Origin of the sequence: Bacteroides intestinalis, from assembly GCF_003464595.1 — a bacterium.
GTDB classification, from domain to species: Bacteria; Bacteroidota; Bacteroidia; order Bacteroidales; family Bacteroidaceae; genus Bacteroides; species Bacteroides intestinalis_A.
This window is the reverse complement of sequence record NZ_QRZF01000008.1, coordinates 220,691-238,088: the sequence shown is the minus strand read 5'-3', so window position 1 is coordinate 238,088 and position 17,398 is coordinate 220,691. Positions and strand designations below refer to the sequence as shown.

Genomic DNA, 17,398 nt, shown 5'->3' with positions numbered 1-17,398 from the left:
TGCATTGGAAAAGAAGTTGATTCAATATCTTCCCAAGCAAAAGTCTTCACTACTCCCTCCTTTTCAGGAGCGACGATATCGAGACCATAAAGAATATGACGCTCTTTTAAGGCAACAACAAGGTTGAAACCCACGAAACCATGAATTCCTGTTATAAGTATATTCATGGAAGATTTATTCCGTTATCTGTGATTTGAGATATAGTTTCCTTACAAAACGCATATCATGTGCCACCATAATTCTCACCAATTCAGGAAAACTGGTCTTCGTTGGATTCCAACCAAGCAGAGTCTTTGCTTTTGTCGGATCACCCAATAGTTGTTCCACTTCACAAGGACGAAAATACTTAGGATCAACCTCAACAAGAACCTTATCGGTCTTCGAATCAACGCCTTTTTCATTAACGCCCTCACCTTTCCAACAAAGTTCAATACCTACTTCCTTAAAGGCAAGCGTAGCAAATTCACGAACAGTATGCATTTCACCTGTAGCAATTACAAAATCCTCAGGGGTATCATGCTGAAGAATCAGCCACATGCATTCCACATAATCCTTTGCATATCCCCAGTCACGGCGGGCATCCAGATTACCTAAATACAGCTTATCTTGGAAGCCTTGAGCTATACGGGCAGCAGCAAGGGTAATCTTACGGGTTACAAAAGTCTCTCCACGACGTTCACTTTCATGGTTAAAAAGAATACCGTTCACTGCAAACATATCATAACTCTCACGGTAATTCTTGGTTATCCAGAAGCCATATTGTTTCGCTACACCGTATGGGCTACGAGGATAAAAGGGGGTAGTCTCTTTTTGGGGAATTTCCTGAACTTTACCATAAAGTTCCGATGTAGAAGCCTGATAAATCTTAGTCTTCTTCTCCAAACCAAGAATACGAACAGCCTCCAGCATACGAAGTGTTCCAACTGCATCCGCTTCGGCGGTATATTCAGGAACATCGAAAGATACTTTCACATGACTCTGAGCAGCAAGGTTATAAATTTCATCTGGTTGTACCTGCTGAATAATGCGAATTAGAGAACTACTATCCGTCATATCACCATAATGAAGATTAACCAAACGTCGTTGCTTCATGTCACGTACCCATTCGTCCAGATATAGATGTTCGATACGACCAGTATTGAATGAAGACGAACGACGGAGGATACCGTGAACTTCGTACCCTTTTTCTATTAAAAACTCGGCAAGAAAGGAACCATCCTGACCAGTGATTCCAGTTAGTAATGCTACTTTTTTCATTATTCTTTCGTTAAAAACAATTCAAACACTTTTATAAAATATTTTAGAAACAGCAATGGCATGCATGTCCAAATCTCATTTTCACTACATGCACGAACGATTTCCTTATTTAGTAAAATATTACTCTTTATAGAGGCAGTACTTGTACCACCTGTTCTCATTTTCATAAAATCTAATGGGAGATATTCAGTTTTCAATTGATGAGTATACAAAAAACGAATCAATAATTCATAATCCGCTGCAATATGATAATCAGTTTTATAATATCCAAACTCTTCAAAGTATTTCCGATAAGTAAAAAAGGTAGGATGAGCAGGCATAAAACCATAGCGAAAACGCCCTGGTGAAAAATTAGCAGAAGAATAGTAGCGCACTGTTTTATCCAAATTACCTGGATTTACAAAACGGACATCCCCATAAATAGCCTGTATTTCTTTGTTCCGAAAAGCCTCTGCAATCCTTGAAATAGTGTCTCTCCGATGATAAAAATCATCAGAATTAATGATGCCAACAATATCTCCTGTAGCCATACGGATACCTTTATTCATAGCATCGTAAAGCCCCTTGTCTTTCTCACTAATCCACTTCATACGACCATCAAACAGAGGTTCATATTCCTTAATAACATCTATTGTATTATCTTTTGACAGGCCATCAACTATAATATATTCTATAGCTGGATAAGTCTGAATGAGTACAGATTGAATTGTGTCACGAAGTGTTCTGCCACTATTAAAAGTAACAGTGACAAGAGAAAATTTCATCTTCATTTGAGATTCAGTAAAAAAGTGTCAATATCAACATATTGAAAAGTTCCCCCTAATATTATTTCTCAGATTCCCCAAATCTATATAGTTGCATAAAAAACAAAATAACATCTTTAATATTTTCAACACGCAACAAACTTTACATTCTATTTTTTAGTAGAACAAAAAAGTTCTTAAAAACTCCAGGTATTCGGCATGAAAATAAAAGAAAAGAATAATTTCTACGGTCTGAAAGGTAAACATATATATATTCTTTGCACAAAAGAAACGTATCCTTGCACAAAAGAAAAAAATTAATCTTCTTGCGGGAAGCTGATCCTTGTCTGATACGAACACTATATATTGCTCCTATATCTGCAAATCTTAATATTCTTATTTTATTTGTTATAGAAGTTACAAATAAAGCATCTTCTCCATTAGCAAATCTGACATCAAAAGTATGATTTCCTATAGCAGAATATGGTATCAGTTTAGCCCATGGGACAGACAAAACAGATCTATACTGATGGAAATCAGAAGTTTCGCACAAATATACATTTTCCATCCAATGATCCAGAAAAAACTTTCTTCCCGAAGAGCCACCAAAAGAATGCACATTGCAAACCACCATAGCATCAGGCGATGAGCACTCATACAACCCTTGTAAATAACGATCTGAAATATAATCATCATCGTCAACAAAAGCAATATATTCACCTCTTGCATGTTTCAAACCTATATTTCTCGCATTAGAGACTCCAAGAATATCCGTATACAATAATCTACTACAAAAAGTATATGTTTTTAGCAAATCGTCCAGATACTTCCAATATGGATCTCTGGGTCCATTTAAGATGATTATTACTTCAAAGGCTACATATTCCAAAGTCTGACAAGCAATGGAATTCAAACATTCCTGAATATAATCAGAAGGAGAATAAGTAGGGATAATAACAGAGATTTTCTTCACGATTGTAATTTTTTTTGTCGTAAAAGATAAAGAATAAAAGTAGAATAAGTATTACAAATATCTGTATCATGTTTCAAGAATGAACGAAACAAATAAAGCCTATACAGATTAATATATTTACATATCATAGTACGACTGCTAAGAGACATTTTTTTACACACATACATATAAGTGGAAAAACGCTGTTTCAACTCCTTCAAATTCTCTTTCCTATTATGCATGGGATGAATATAAGAAAGCGTTTTGTCATACTTTATAATATATTTTTTCTGTTGAAGCAAACGGTAATGTATATCCATCTCCTCATTATATAAAAATATATTTTCATCAAAACCACCAATATTTTCCATAGCTTCCTTGCGAATAAAGAAACAAGAGCCATGTATACAAAAAAAACGAGATGAGTAACAATGACACCAAGTATATAGTTTATATAGCAATAACCCGATAATAGATGGATGCAATGGCAAGAATGACTGACGACGCATACCTACCTTCTCATATTGCTGCATTCCCAATATTCCCAATTTTATATCCCTAAACTGTAAAAGGGCTTTTCGAAATACAGGCGCAAATAATGTTACATCTGGATTCATAATCAAGACTATCGGAGCACTGGCAGCCTTAATGCCAATATTATTTCCTTGCCCATACCCCCCGTTTTCGACATTCCTTATCAATGTAACAGATTCTCCATATTTTTTTTCAATAGAGGCAAACGTAGTAGCATAATCAGCACTATCATTATCCACAACAATCACTTCAAGAGCTGTATCAATATCATTATGGATAAAAATGGAATTTAGACATCCCTCTATTAATGCACCCGAGTTATAAGTTACTATCACTATAGATAGCTTTTTAACTTTACCATCAAGCATAAATTACACGATATATTAATACTATTTGATAAACAGTAATTCCACAAGCTATGTAGAATAGATTATAATGAAATTTCAGATGCATAAATAGTTGAACATACAATACAAATGTAATGATGTAGAAGAAGTCAAGTATTCGATATGCCATTGCAATAGGTGCCAATACACTACCTAATAGTACTCCTACCATATATACATTCAAAAATTGGATATATTTCCGATCATTCAAATCCCCAAACAGAAACATGAAACCAGAAAACAACTGAAATATATATTTAAAAGAAAGACCACTTTCCCGTTCAAGTAACACTTCCGTATAAAGCGAGAACTTCGCCATAGCAGCATTACCGGTAGTTATAAGTAAAAGTATTGCATCGCCCAGCCATTCTATAAGCAACAAATTTATCCGTGAGAAAAAAATCAGTGCAGAAAGTGTCAGTAACAACATATAAGACATTTTCGACAAACTCTTCATCAAACAAAATATCAGAAGAATAGGAATCAGAATAATTATCGACGTATGAAAAGACCAAGCCAATAAAAATAATAGACCTACGCATAGTCTTTTCTTCACCTTCTGTCTTGGCAAACAAAGAATAGACAATATCTCTAAACATATAGATAAAGCAAGACCAGCTCTTATCGCAATTGCACTGTAAAACAGCCCATAGTAAGCATAAAAAACAACAAGAGCAAATAATAATGGTTGTTTTACAATACCTGTTTTCTCATTATAAACCGTACAGCACAATATCCGTCGTGTAGCATCACATACGAATACACTTATAATTGCTGCAACAAGAAACAGGTATACAAAAGTGTTATAACCCACGAAGATTTTCACTATGTGAGTAAGAAACTGGAAACCGGGTTCAAAACCATACCACGAAAAGCGACTCCATACTCCTGGCTCTATCTCACTATAAAATTCCAAATAGCCTGCAGTATCAGGAGTATCGCCCGGACCACGAATACCGATGACGCAACACATCAAAAAAAGGTATCCTATCACATACAATCGTTGTCTATGTAATGATGCGATCTTAAAAGAACGGTAAAGGAAGAATAAAGAAATAAGAAATATTAAAACAAAATTCATCAAAAAAGATCCATATCTAAAAAACTGTATATATTTGCCTCATACTCATCATAACACGTAAATACTGTAACAATATATATCTATACCCTAAAAAACTTTAACAACGAAGCAGAATTTTCCTCAAAATTACAAGTAGTATTGTTCCTTTTCAGCTTAAATACTTCAAAAGAGTATCTACCTGATATTTATAGCTCATCTCATCAGGAGTATAGTTCTCATAAACATCAATATTAATATCTCCATCTACTATCTTTTGTAATTGTAATGCCAATGCTTCAGCATCATCTTGTCCTACAAGAGTTCCATAGCGCCCATTCTCTAAAAGGTCATTGGCAGCACCAACATCAGTAGAAATTATATAGTTTCTGAAGCGTTTGGCTTCATTCAGCACCAGTCCATAGCTTTCCCAACGCGAAGTAAAAACAAAAACACGTGCCCGGTTATAATATTCCCAAAGTGTTTTCTTATCGTATATAGCCCCTGTAAACTCTACACTTACAGCTTTATCTGGATATTGTTTAAAGAATGTTGTAATCAGTGGCTTTAGACTATCTTCCACAGGCCCAATCAGAGCTACTTTCCATCCCTTCAAATTTACTTTAGATAAAGCCCGCAAAAACATTTCTGTATTTTTCGGAAGAGAGCCTAAACGCCCTACTGTAATTATCAACTTCTCTTTCTCAGTATAACTCCATTCGGCAACACCTGCAAGTTGCAATTTCTCTTCATCAAATCCATTAGGCATAAGTATCAATTTATTTTTCAACTGACTACCAAAAATGAAATCAGCACAAAGCGTTTTATATGCTATACTGGTTTCGCAAGATAGAATGTCCACTTTAGTGATTAATTTTAGATACAAGCATTTACGCATCCATCTATGCAACGGATTTTTATATCTATCTATTGCAAACTCTCGTCCCCCATTTGTATCAAGCTTAACATAAGCCTTACCACTACTATTCAACATTTTATATAGTAATACCTTCAGAATCGTGGTGGCCTTTAAATGAAAGCACATCAAAACATCTATATGCTGAGCATGTTTTAGCAAATATGCCACATGAGCACAAAGAATAGAAAAAGCATCCACCCCCATCTTTCTATGAACAAAAGACACCCTATTCTCTACTTTATCTATACTCTTTATCAACAAAGAGGTCTCCTTACTCAGATTACAGACTATATCGATTCTATACCCAAGCCCCCTTCCCAAATAATAGGGAACCAATACAACATCCTTCTCCAACTCTATAGGGAGCAACCTACCATATAGCAACGTACAATTATTCATCTCTCAAACATTCTTTTAAAAACGCCAAGGACTTTTTCCTTTCCTGCTCCAATATCTCATTCACAACACTGTAGTTTATTGTCTCCCATTTACACTGTACATAATCTTCATAATCATGCACTAAACGGTCTTGAAGTCCAAACATCCGCAATAAAGAATCAAAACGTGCCTGCCCTCTATCCTTATTAGCAACCACAATAAACTGCTTATTAAAAAGAATAGAAAACACCGTTCCATGAAAACTATCTGTAACTATAAAATCAGCTATTGCAAAATTGGCAAGCCATTGTTCTACAGATGGAAACATATAATGAGCAATATGCAAATCTTTCAGCAAAAATAAGTTCTTAATTTTCTTGCGTTCAGTATATGCAGTAATACCAAGTGAAGCAGTATCTGCACAATTTCTAATAATACGCCATTTATCTGCCGTATCGTCAAGAATATAAGCGAAGAGATGAGGTTTTATCACTTTCAAATTCTTTAATATCTTGCTACAAAGCAACAGGTATGTGTCTTTGGAGAGCAACATCGTAGGATCAAGTACATGAAGTACTTTCCCGTCGTAGAAACGCCGACAAATATCTATACCAGAATCTTCACGTACAGAAACGCCAGTAAAATGTAAAACTAATCGACGCAATTTTTCTACACGCTCATTATCAGCTTGCCATTCGTCCGGTCCGATGCCAAAAGATGCTGCATATGCAATTTTTTTTACTAAGCAATCTTTAGCAAGTGCTAAATAGTAATAGTAATAATAAGAACCAGTACATTCCTCGCGCCACACTTGGTCACTACCCGTAATCAATGCATCATAAAGTTTACCTATCTTTTCAAATCCTGCCTCATCGCGTATTACAATTTTGCTGCGACGAATATACCGGCGAATAAACCTGCGTTGATAATACTCCACAAAAATACGATACAGGCAGAGTATGCGTTTTGAAAGTTGACGGTCTGAATAATTTTTCAGTGTTTCTACATCATACCCCATACCAATCAGTATAAAATTCAAGGCAAAAGCCTGCAACACTCCACCTACATTTGCACCTATGGGCAATGTCAATATTCCAATTCTCTTTGTCATAAATGTATTATTTTTCGAACCAACCGTTTAACGAACCTCATATATCTTCCCTTGCGCAATGTTCGATTAATAATAACATATAGACTTTGCCCATTATCAAAATGCTCAAAGAAGTAACTTCTATTAGGATGTGGTTTCGACGATATTTCAATCGACGGATTATAACGAAACACATCATTATAATTCAACTCACTATACTCTACATCTTGCAATATGAATGGAAATAATTTATCAGTATTATTCAACATTAGTACACTATATCCTTTATCATCATCTAGTTGTGGCAGTATTTCATTCATACCCCATAAATCACCAATCATCACCTCACTACCACTTCTTAAGCATTTGGTCGGACATTGATAACACGATGGTCGCAAATACACATCGTACAAAAAGCCACGCATAAACAGGTTCTCAGTAAATGGTTCAGAAACTAAAACAGAGTTTTTTGATCCATTTCCGATAGTTGTAGAGAAGAGCAAAGAAACACTGAATTTTTTCCAGCCTAAACGTTTATCTCTAAACAAAACCTCCTCTATAAAAGCTTTTTTTTCACACTGACGTACAACCGTTTCATCCAGATACATTCGCCAAACCTTCGGACTAGGAACACCATGACAGATAAAATCAACAGTAAGAAGATTATTATATTCCTTCCGTAAGAAACGTTTCAACCCTGCTATCTGGCATGGAGTACCTGAAAACAAAACTTTTTTTCCCTGATCCAAGAATGATTTCGCTTTACTGAAGCAATCCCCCATTCTACTTTGCACATACTTTGACCCCCTAAAAGCAGCCAGTCCGTCTTTTGTAACCGTATAATCATGCACTACTTCCCAATTCTCATTGAATTTTGCACCGAAAACTACACCGCCTTCCCTTATTACAGTTTCTGCCAACACTGTAAAAATGCCACCGGAAGAACTTTTTTTACGGATTACTTCATCTTTGTTCTTTATTGCAAATACTTTTAACGGCTTACGCATAATTCCAGGATAAAGCTCCGGACAAACCTTCTCACATAACCCACAATTAATACAGATATCCTTTTCTATTTCAGGATAAAGAAACCCTTCATTATCCTCATTCATAGAAATACACTGCTTAGGACATATTTGAATACAGGCAGAGCATCCGCAACAGTCACTCTTTATCTTAATATCCAACATTGCGTATAGCTTTTTTCATAAAGTAAACAGGTTTAATCAATATAGGTATATTGATTATATACCTTTTCAATACCTCAGTCATATTTATAACACCTCTTCTTTTTAACAAAAAGAAATATAAATAGAATTCATTTTTCAAGTTATAATGAAATGCCAAGTCACATTTTATATGCAAATATTTATCTTGAACCATTTGGTAATATTCCCGCCTTTTTTCTATCGGCATCGAAATCCTATTCAATGTTTCGAATAGGATTTCTTTTATGCCATCACAACGAATGATACATTTTTCAAATGTATCATCTCCTCGAGACATACTATTTTTATATATAACATAATTATAGAGTGGCAAATCTATAAATGCAAATTTGCATTCATACAATAGCGGTAATAACATTTGATAATTCTGTCCTCTCTTTGCAGGATATATTTCACGCTGAGGATTAACATTCAAAAAAGCGGAAGATCTAACCATATGACATCCCGGACAAAAAATTATATCTTTTTCTAATATATAATCTTCAAATAGACCACATTCCCGAAAACGATTTCTTTTTTTCCCAGTTATATACCCTTTAGGAGATTCTAAATTATGTTCATCAAATAAATATGCATCTGAACGCACTAAATTATAATCAGGATGAGAATCCAAAAATTCTTTTCGTATTTTAATCGAATCTTTGGCCAGAAAATCATCAGCGTCCGGCCAACACAGGTATTCTCCTGTAAAATATTTCAATCCAGTGTTAACTGCACCTCCCAAACCTTGATTTTCTTGATATACATACTTCAAGCTAATTCCTGCATTTTTTAGTAATCGATCGTATGACAATATAACTTCTCTTGTATTATCAGTAGATCCATCATCAATAGTTATCAATTCTATCTTTTTATATGTTTGTTCCAAAATAGAATCAATAAGCCTAAAAAGAACTTTTCCCATATTATAACATGGTACTATTACACTTACTAAACCTTTATTCTCCATCAAATATTTATATTTAATTTCACTTTTGCTTTTTCCTCATTACTCAGTACAAAAAAATATGTAAATAATAGAAGGCAAAAAGATGAAAATAAAGTAATAACAACCAATCTAATAAAGCCTCTTTCCAATTGTAATATCAACCAATAAGAAGAACTATAAGTTACAAAGGCTATGAGCATCCCTTTCACTAACACACCTCGAAAATATGCCACAAACCGAAAATTGGGAACATACAAGTGTAATGTCCACATATTAAAAAGCATTCCACAGAAAACAGCAATCACATTAAATGCAAAAGCAATTTGCGGTTCTTGCCCCCAATGATATGCCACATAAGAAAATGGCAACACCAACAAATAAAGTGTCCCGTTTATAATAGAAGGACGCTTAATTCGTCCTGTAGCATGTATTCCTGTAACGATTACAGAAGAAAGATTAGCAAAAAGATTAAAAAGTAATACATAGCGGCACAACACAACTGTATAAGCGGGAACTATCCCTAACCACAGAGATAATACATATTCTGTTTCGACCAATAGTGGAATGGTAAATAGCAATAACAATATAGTAGTAAATATAGAAGTCTTTTCTATCAGAAAACACATCCGTGTATAGTCTGAAATTGCATAATTCTTTATTATTTGCGGACGAACAGCCATCAATACATTTCCGGCAAAAGCACCGACCGCGCCTTGTACCTGTGTGGCAATTCCACTGGCTGCATTAAGCACTGTTCCAAAGAATATATTCAGTAGAATACTCACTCCCTGTGTACGTACTAACGTACTAAAATTACCATATAAATCCCAACCGGAAAAAGAAAAAATAGGCTTTAGAAACTTCTTATTCCAAAAAAGTTTAAAACGGCATTCTCTCCATGTACGTCTGCTATAAATGACATAAATCATAAAAACTAATATAGCTACCAATAATTGTAACAACCCATAAACAATCAATTTATCAGCAGGAATAATTAGTAGCAGAAAAACTACAAGAAGTTTAAGGCAAACATTCAGTATCTCAACGAAAGCATATACATTCATCCGTTCATTGGACATAATCAACGCTACAGACGGAACTTGAATGACATTCAGCATACCCATTAATATAGTCACCTGATAAATAACATTCGCGGCAAACATTCTATCTGCTGGAAGCACCAGTTTGTGTTGTAAAAACCATAGCCCTATCGTTTCTCCCAATACGAATACACATAATGCAATCAGCAAATGTACCGTGAATGCCGAAGAAAAGACTTTATGCAACCGAACAAAATCTTCTCTACCTATCTCGAAAGACAAAAAACGTGATGTAGCACTACTCATTGATGCATTTAGAAATGAAAACATTGCCACAACCCCACCGACAACATTATATATTCCAAAGTCATCCACTCCCAATGTATTCAATATCACACGTGAAGTGTATAAGGAGATGCACGTGGAAAGCAACATACGTACGTACAAAAATATCGTATTTTTTGCTATTCGTTTATTACTCGATTCCATTTTCTACTATTATTCAATTCTTCCAGTATTCTCCATCCAACATCGAAGTAGTTACAAACAATTATCATTTTGAATCTTAATTTAAGTGCTTACTTCTCAGTTCTTTGTTCACAGAGTTTTATCATCTACAACTCAAAACAGCAACGCAGCAACTTCTTTCCACATCTCCCCGAACTCCTCTTCCGTAGCATACTCATGAAAAGCACTGAAGATGCGAACATAAAAACTCAGCTTAATATCTTTGCCATCCCGAACTCTCGTAATAGGTGCGACGACTGATATGACAGTCTTCACAAAGCTGTTTGATACTTACTCCTAAATTAAGACGGAATTGATTGATATACTCACCTAAATTCTCATGGTCACATGATTCTTCTGTTTCTTCAAGCATGGCTCTCTATAAAATTTAATGTTAAAATTCGATAATTATATTATCAATCGTACCAACATGTTGGTACGATGCTTTTCCCCTTTCTACGTAACTTCACCGCAGATTTAAAAACAACAAGCAATGAAAGCACTAAAAACAACCATTTCCATTACAGAACTGCAAAAAACAATCAAGATATGGAGAAGTCGAAAAATAACAGACTCCACTATACCCAAACTGCTCGATCTATACCTCGGAATGATTGCTTACATGAATGATAAGCACATCTATCCGGTAGAGAACTTCTACGACATCAAGATGTCACTGAGATTTTCCACCACCCAATCACTCATCGAAGCTGTAAAGACGAGTCAGTCTTTCAAATTCATTGTGGACGAGAATCAAAAACAGATTAAAGCCTTTTATTCTCCGCTATGCCACGACGAAAATTCTAAATTAGAGACAAAAGAGGATAACAAAACACCCCAATCATGTTAGCGTCCAATTTTGACGTGTCCCCCAAGGAAAGCCGCCACAAAGCGGTTTCCTTATAAATAACGTCAAAAAGGATATTGATTTTTAAGATTTGTTGTTAGTTCAATCCGATAGTCAAGGGCAATAAATGTTCATAATCCCTACGTCCTTTAACAATTTCGCTGAAAAATCTCTTGAAATAATCCAGCACAGACACACCCTGCATCTTACATGTGGAGATGATGGTATGATATATCGCTGAGACGCGGGCCATCCTGTCACTTCCGAAAAATAACGAGTTCTTCCGCTCACCGGCCAAGGGGCGGATAAAACGTTCGGCAATGGAATTGTCGATTGAATAAGAGCCGTCATTCAAGTAGGCGAACAGCTGAGTCCAGAAAGTATTCATATAATTTATGGCCTTGTCCATCAACTCTCCGCGGGGCGGATGATCATCGCTGAGCAGGACGTCAAGCTTGCTGCGTAACTTTATGATTATTTCTTTGGTCTTTAAATTATTCCGGCAAAGCCTTATCTGTCCGGGGGACAACCTGCCTTCTTCATACTCCCGCTCCAGTTTGTAAAGCTCACCTATCAGCTCCAATATGAATGCGGCATCCTTATCACCGCCCTGTTCAAACGCATACTTGAATTTAGCACGGGCATGAGCCATACAACAGAGATGTTCTATATCGACCATATGGTCATCCAGATACATATAGACATTGTAGCCGTCTGACTGAAGGGCTTTCACCTGACTGTCTCCCAGAATATGCCTCAGGGCATCCCGTCCCCTGGAACCGTCCTCGTAGCAATAGATAACCACTTTGGACAGTCTGTTGACCAGGCACCAGATGTATTTCTTCTTATAGCATCCTTCACGCTTTACCCGGCACCAGGTCTCATCACAGTTCACAATGGAATCCTTTTCCAAACAAGTATTCTTAAGATAACTAATCAGACCGCAGAAATGGGCGGAGCCTTTCTCCAACCAATTGGTCAGGCTCATACGACTCAAATGCATTGACTCACCCGACAACCTGTACATTTCACGATAAAGAGGGGTATCAAGAACATATTTGTTGAAAGCCAGATAAGCAAGGAAAGAACCGGAAGCGTGCGTTCCCGGAACAACGTCAATGATTTCAGGCTGCCCGATGAAAGGGAAATAGCCTTCGTGGATTTTCCCGTCCGGCGTCTTATAGCGGATAACCTCGTAATCATGCTCCACAAGCCTGCTTATCTGCTCATAGGCATATTTACGGAAACGTTTGATGATGATGGCGCCTGCGGGCAGCTGGCGGATATCACTGTCATGACAAACCGTATTGTCGGCACTCATGACACGGTAAGAAAGTCCCTGACGATAAAGACGGGCCTCTTTTGATTTTGTCTCCACGTCCTCTTCCCGCGCGGGAGCCTCACCATGCTGCGGCAAGGAGGAGCCGGGGGATTGGGGAGTACCGTCGAAATCATCCTTGTCACGGGTATGGTCCTCTTCGATCTCCCGCTTCTTTTTATAGATTCCCTTCTGGCTCTTAACACCATAAAGGTTCTTGTTGCGGACTTTTAGCTGCTCTTCCAAGGCTGTTATTTTTGACAACAGATTACTGTTCATCTCTTTATAATCGTCACGCTCTTTTTCTGCGGACATGGCAGCCTTCTGCAAAGACAACAGTTCGTCAACCTTGAACAACAGTTCATCTATCCGGGCCTCGTCACGTCGGATGCGTTCAGCGTCCCGATCACGGGCAGCCATCAGCTCTATTATCATTTTTGATTTTTCCTCCGGAGTCATATCTGAATATGGGTCTTCAAAAGGTTCGGGAGTCTCCTCACGTTCCTTCAGCTTCCTTGCGGAAGAAAGCAGTCTCATTCTTTCAAACTCATTCATATTCAGTAGCTTTGTTGCTTCAAAGATACAAAAAAACAATGAAATAAAAGAATATTTCCGCTACTTTTTACTTGTTAATTATTTGACTATCAACTTTTTAACAACAGGGGATTCCAACAAGAGAATGACATCCTGCCAATTGATTGAATAAATCTTTTCATCACCACTATAGCTTACATGCATAAACTTGTATCCGGGCCTGAAACGTCTCTCAAACATGCTGTAAGACCGTTGATCATAACTGAACAAACGAACCAGGCGTAAATCTTTGGACATCACGATAAAGACATCACCGTCTTCCGGTTCACGATCCAACTGTTGATGGATGATGGATAAGACCTTATCATACTTACAGCGCATATCGTGGAAATCACGGACAAAGAAAAAGCGGTTGAGTCCTGTTATATTCAACATAAGCCCTCCAGTTTCTCTACCAGGCTTTTCAAACCTTCGTAGCTCAAATTCTTCTGACTGATATGAACACCATTGCTCATGCGGATATCCAACAAGATTCGAAGTGCGGTAGGAGAAGGAAGCCGAGTACCCACTTCCGGATTGCGGTCGGGGAGTGGTGAAGACTTTTCCTCCATTCCTGCTTCCGTTGAGGGACCATCAAAAACCTGAACAGGAATTATCTTCTTTCGGGTATCCTTGTACCATTTCTCAAACAGGTTATAAGGTACTTTGTTGGACATACAGAATTTCTCAATCGAAACACCAGCAGGGAGGCCTTCAAATTTGTAGCGCAAAAAAAGACGCTCAAAATCATTGTAACTATACATAAACTTTGCGGTTGATTTAACGAAAGCAAAGTTCTGCCTTTTATAGCGTTTATCCTATACGTCATTTTTGGACGCTAACCCCAATCATCACTAAATTTACCACAAGCTTTTGCACAAACTCTTGCGGTGGATAATATATATAATATATATACTAAAGGGAACTCTTCTGACGAAGAGGTTTCGCCTGAAGGCGAAGCAACTTTAGAAGATAAATCTTCGAAGAAAGATATTATTACAGAAGAATCTTTGGCTGCCGCCAAAGAGTTTTTCCATCTCATCAACAGAAATTCAGCTCAGAAAGCGCAGATACTAACACCACTCATCAACTGGTTCCAGATGCATGAAGGACTTACCCGAAAACACGCGTGCGAAAATCTGGTCTATCTGGTCAATGAATTGCTGATTCCCTATTTCGCAGGACAAGCACGGTTTATGAAGTCGAATCATACCGGACGGCTCTGCTGGTTGAATAATCTACTGAAGTCGGCACACGGACAGCATTTGCTGAATGATGCGGCACGGGGCAGCAGGCAGAAACGGGAACAAGCTGCCCTAGAAACGAAGAAGAACCAACGCGACAATCATCCGGTCAATGAGTTTGAATGGACAGACCCGGAGACGGAAATGAGATTCTACGACGACAAAGATGAAGGGGCGGTGAATATTCCTGCTGATGCGGAGGCAAGACCTGCCGGAAATGCGGTTTGGAATGTGCTGAGCAAGGAATGGGTTTTACCTACCACCTCCCCCTGCGGGGACTCCTCCTTCCGGAAGGAGGAGAATTGAGATCGTTCTGCTTATAAAATCTACATAAATCATAATGAAACCATTTTATTATCTTTCTGACTTTCCCGAACGTAAGAACGCGGGACAGAATTTCGTTGCTGAATGTCCCAAATGCGGGAAAAAACATCTTTCAATTTCTAAAAAGACCGGAGCCTTTCATTGCTTCTACGCCGGATGTGACTTCAACGGAAAGCTGAAGGACTTCTGGGAAGAACGGCCGTACAGCGATTCATCGTTTACCGGCAACATCGGCGGAAACTATACAGGGACAAGCAAAACTACTCGCTACACCGATAAAGAGAATAATGCAGCACGTAGCAACAGCTCAACAATCAGCGGAAAAAGCACATCGGAAGTACCCATGATTCCCGAAGATTATAAAAAGCTCTCACCCGAAGTATTTTCCAAAATCAAACCCTTAACCAATGATCCGGAAACGAATGATCAGGATCAGTTGGCAGCCAGACGATATCTTGCAGACCAAGGTATTTCGTTAGAGAAAGCTATCGAGGCTCGTATCGGGTGTCTCACACACCGCTGCTATGGCAAGGACGATGAGAAAAAGTCCACCGGAACCCAATATCACTGCATCGCTTACGTAAACTATGTAAACGGACAGCCAGTAAATGTAAAATACCGTTCGTGTGATCCGTCAACCATTAAAATTACAAGCGACGAAAACGCAACCGGCACAGAAAATCCCGTCTGTTATACCAAGTTCTGGAGTCAGGATTCACCAACCACCCCTTGCGTACCTTACAATATCGACTGCATCAATCCGCTGCGGGTATCCGAAGATCATATTCCGCGACTGATTGTCACCGAGGGCGAAAAAGATGTACTTACTCTGCAAGAAGCCGGTTATCCCTGCGTTATCAGCGTACCCAACGGTGCTGCCAGCGATTTGGCCAAAACCTTTGAAGCTTTTGAACCCTGGTTAGATCAGGTACGAGACATCGTGATATGCGGAGACCGGGACTTGCCCGGACGTACACTCATCAAACATCTTACCGACTATTTCGGAGCCCGTTGTCTGCTCACCATCCTGCCCGGCGACTGCAAGGACATATCCGATGTACTTGCTACCTATGGCATCAATGTGGTGCGCGAAATCATCGAATCGGCAGAGCCGCAACACACCTCGGACATCATCACTGTAAGCGAACGGACTAGCGAAATTCTGGATGCTCTGCATGGAGAATATGACCACGGCTACAACGTGGGATACGGCCCATTGACGGATCACATCTTTCATCCCACCGATCAGGGCGGACTGATAATCACCACCGGGAAGCCCAACAGCGGAAAGACCGATTTCCTGAACGACCTCACCTGCCGGTTGATGGCCAAAACCGGACGTTACGTCTGCTATCTATCTTTTGAAGTGCCTGATAAGAACAAGCATATCGCCCATCTCATCCAGTTGATGTTGGGCAAAGTAAACACTGCCAATTACACCCGCGAGCAGCTACAACCCATAGTTAGTTTCCTGAACACACACATGGTGCACCTCGACCTGCATGAAATTTCTCCCACCCCGACCAACATCATTGCACGAGCGGACAGGGTGCGACGGACAGCTCCACTGAAATATCTGATTATCGACCCGTACCTCTTCATGGAAATGGAAACGGGACGCTACAGCACCGAAACGCAAGCCATAAAGGCTATGCTAACACAAATGCAGGCATGGGGACGCAACAACAACATTTGGGTAATCATCGTGGCACATCCGCGCAGCCTAAAAAAGCAGAACGGAAAAAACGAACTGGAAGACATAGATATGTACACCATTTCGGGAAGTGCCAACTGGGCCAATCTCGCCGATTTCATCTTTTCCATCTCCCGAATCAAGGAACAGGACCGGAGTTACACCCGACTCGATATGCTGAAAGTTCGCGACCAAGACCTGTGTCAGACAGGAAGCGTACTGTATGTTCGTCAGACTTGCGGACGCTACGATGAACGTGAGTCAGAAGAACAGATCGTGGCTGAAGCACAAGGCAAAATCATGACCAAAGACCGGAATCCTTGGCTTGGAGAAGTTGGAGAAGTGGAGAGTTGAGAATTGAGAGTGAAGGTACTTGCGG

At 38.6% G+C, this 17,398-nt stretch carries 17 protein-coding genes and 1 pseudogene; 3 read left to right on the top strand and 15 right to left on the bottom strand.

The annotated features are described in order from the left end of the window. From DWW10_RS26465 to DWW10_RS13540, 12 genes and pseudogenes are all read right to left on the bottom strand, one after another. Window positions 1-167 (bottom strand): annotated as a pseudogene (locus tag DWW10_RS26465) (NAD-dependent epimerase/dehydratase family protein); the annotation flags it as partial. A gap of 7 nt (window positions 168-174) precedes the next feature. Continuing rightward, the gene (gene gmd / locus DWW10_RS13590) at window positions 175-1,257 is read right to left on the bottom strand and encodes a GDP-mannose 4,6-dehydratase (RefSeq protein WP_022394096.1); all 1,083 of its coding nucleotides are present in this window, start codon (window positions 1,255-1,257) and stop codon (window positions 175-177) included. After that, window positions 1,257-2,021: a glycosyltransferase family 2 protein gene (locus DWW10_RS13585; protein WP_022394095.1), complete on the bottom strand. Its 765-nt coding sequence runs from the start codon at window positions 2,019-2,021 to the stop codon at window positions 1,257-1,259. Before DWW10_RS13585 ends, gmd begins: the two co-directional genes overlap by 1 nt. Window positions 2,022-2,163: 142 nt before the next feature. After that, a complete protein-coding gene (locus DWW10_RS13580; protein WP_182021401.1) occupies window positions 2,164-2,973 on the bottom strand; it encodes a glycosyltransferase family 2 protein in 810 nt (269 codons plus the stop codon). Then, complete coding sequence (locus tag DWW10_RS13575) at window positions 2,970-3,854, bottom strand: glycosyltransferase (protein WP_118422211.1); 885 nt, start codon at window positions 3,852-3,854, stop codon at window positions 2,970-2,972. The genes DWW10_RS13580 and DWW10_RS13575 overlap by 4 nt, the downstream gene beginning before the upstream one ends. Further along, on the bottom strand, window positions 3,847-4,866 hold the full coding sequence (locus DWW10_RS13570) for an EpsG family protein (protein WP_182021399.1): 1,020 nt from the start codon (window positions 4,864-4,866) through the stop codon (window positions 3,847-3,849). Before DWW10_RS13570 ends, DWW10_RS13575 begins: the two co-directional genes overlap by 8 nt. Before the next feature lie 235 nt (window positions 4,867-5,101). Further along, a complete protein-coding gene (locus tag DWW10_RS26460; protein ID WP_022394091.1) occupies window positions 5,102-6,247 on the bottom strand; it encodes a glycosyltransferase family 4 protein in 1,146 nt (381 codons plus the stop codon). Next, window positions 6,240-7,337 carry a polysaccharide pyruvyl transferase family protein gene (locus tag DWW10_RS13560; RefSeq protein WP_022394090.1) on the bottom strand — a complete coding sequence of 366 codons (1,098 nt, stop codon included), beginning with the start codon at window positions 7,335-7,337 and terminating at the stop codon, window positions 6,240-6,242. Before DWW10_RS13560 ends, DWW10_RS26460 begins: the two co-directional genes overlap by 8 nt. Then, on the bottom strand, window positions 7,334-8,506 hold the full coding sequence (locus DWW10_RS13555) for a Coenzyme F420 hydrogenase/dehydrogenase, beta subunit C-terminal domain (protein WP_022394089.1): 1,173 nt from the start codon (window positions 8,504-8,506) through the stop codon (window positions 7,334-7,336). The genes DWW10_RS13560 and DWW10_RS13555 overlap by 4 nt, the downstream gene beginning before the upstream one ends. Next, window positions 8,493-9,494, bottom strand: a complete 1,002-nt coding sequence (locus tag DWW10_RS13550) for a glycosyltransferase family A protein (protein ID WP_022394088.1) — start codon at window positions 9,492-9,494, stop codon at window positions 8,493-8,495. The genes DWW10_RS13555 and DWW10_RS13550 overlap by 14 nt, the downstream gene beginning before the upstream one ends. Further along, window positions 9,494-11,002: an oligosaccharide flippase family protein gene (locus tag DWW10_RS13545; protein WP_022394087.1), complete on the bottom strand. Its 1,509-nt coding sequence runs from the start codon at window positions 11,000-11,002 to the stop codon at window positions 9,494-9,496. Before DWW10_RS13545 ends, DWW10_RS13550 begins: the two co-directional genes overlap by 1 nt. 232 nt (window positions 11,003-11,234) lie before the next feature. Then, window positions 11,235-11,393 (bottom strand): helix-turn-helix domain-containing protein, encoded by a 159-nt coding sequence (locus DWW10_RS13540; protein ID WP_022394086.1) that lies wholly within the window; start codon window positions 11,391-11,393, stop codon window positions 11,235-11,237. 120 nt (window positions 11,394-11,513) lie between these two features. Between DWW10_RS13540 and DWW10_RS13535 the strand changes: the two genes are divergently transcribed. Continuing rightward, complete coding sequence (locus DWW10_RS13535) at window positions 11,514-11,870, top strand: hypothetical protein (RefSeq protein ID WP_022394085.1); 357 nt, start codon at window positions 11,514-11,516, stop codon at window positions 11,868-11,870. Between the two features lie 94 nt (window positions 11,871-11,964). Here DWW10_RS13535 and tnpC read toward each other — a convergent pair whose 3' ends face one another. The 3 genes from tnpC to DWW10_RS13520 all read right to left on the bottom strand — a co-directional run bounded on the left by tnpC (window position 11,965) and on the right by DWW10_RS13520 (window position 14,522). Continuing rightward, the gene (gene tnpC, locus DWW10_RS13530; protein WP_022394084.1) at window positions 11,965-13,740 is read right to left on the bottom strand and encodes an IS66 family transposase; all 1,776 of its coding nucleotides are present in this window, start codon (window positions 13,738-13,740) and stop codon (window positions 11,965-11,967) included. Between the two features lie 78 nt (window positions 13,741-13,818). Beyond that, window positions 13,819-14,154 (bottom strand): IS66 family insertion sequence element accessory protein TnpB, encoded by a 336-nt coding sequence (tnpB, locus tag DWW10_RS13525; RefSeq protein ID WP_022394083.1) that lies wholly within the window; start codon window positions 14,152-14,154, stop codon window positions 13,819-13,821. After that, the gene (locus tag DWW10_RS13520; RefSeq protein WP_022394082.1) at window positions 14,148-14,522 is read right to left on the bottom strand and encodes a hypothetical protein; all 375 of its coding nucleotides are present in this window, start codon (window positions 14,520-14,522) and stop codon (window positions 14,148-14,150) included. The genes tnpB and DWW10_RS13520 overlap by 7 nt, the downstream gene beginning before the upstream one ends. Before the next feature lie 126 nt (window positions 14,523-14,648). On the opposite strand from DWW10_RS13520, the gene DWW10_RS13515 reads away from it, so the two are divergent. Both DWW10_RS13515 and DWW10_RS13510 read left to right on the top strand, forming a co-directional pair. Continuing rightward, entirely contained in the window at window positions 14,649-15,308 is a 660-nt protein-coding gene (locus DWW10_RS13515) for a hypothetical protein (RefSeq protein WP_409012366.1), read from the top strand. A gap of 34 nt (window positions 15,309-15,342) precedes the next feature. Next, a complete protein-coding gene (locus DWW10_RS13510) occupies window positions 15,343-17,373 on the top strand; it encodes a bifunctional DNA primase/helicase (RefSeq protein ID WP_022394080.1) in 2,031 nt (676 codons plus the stop codon). The last annotated feature ends 25 nt before the right edge of the window (window positions 17,374-17,398 follow it).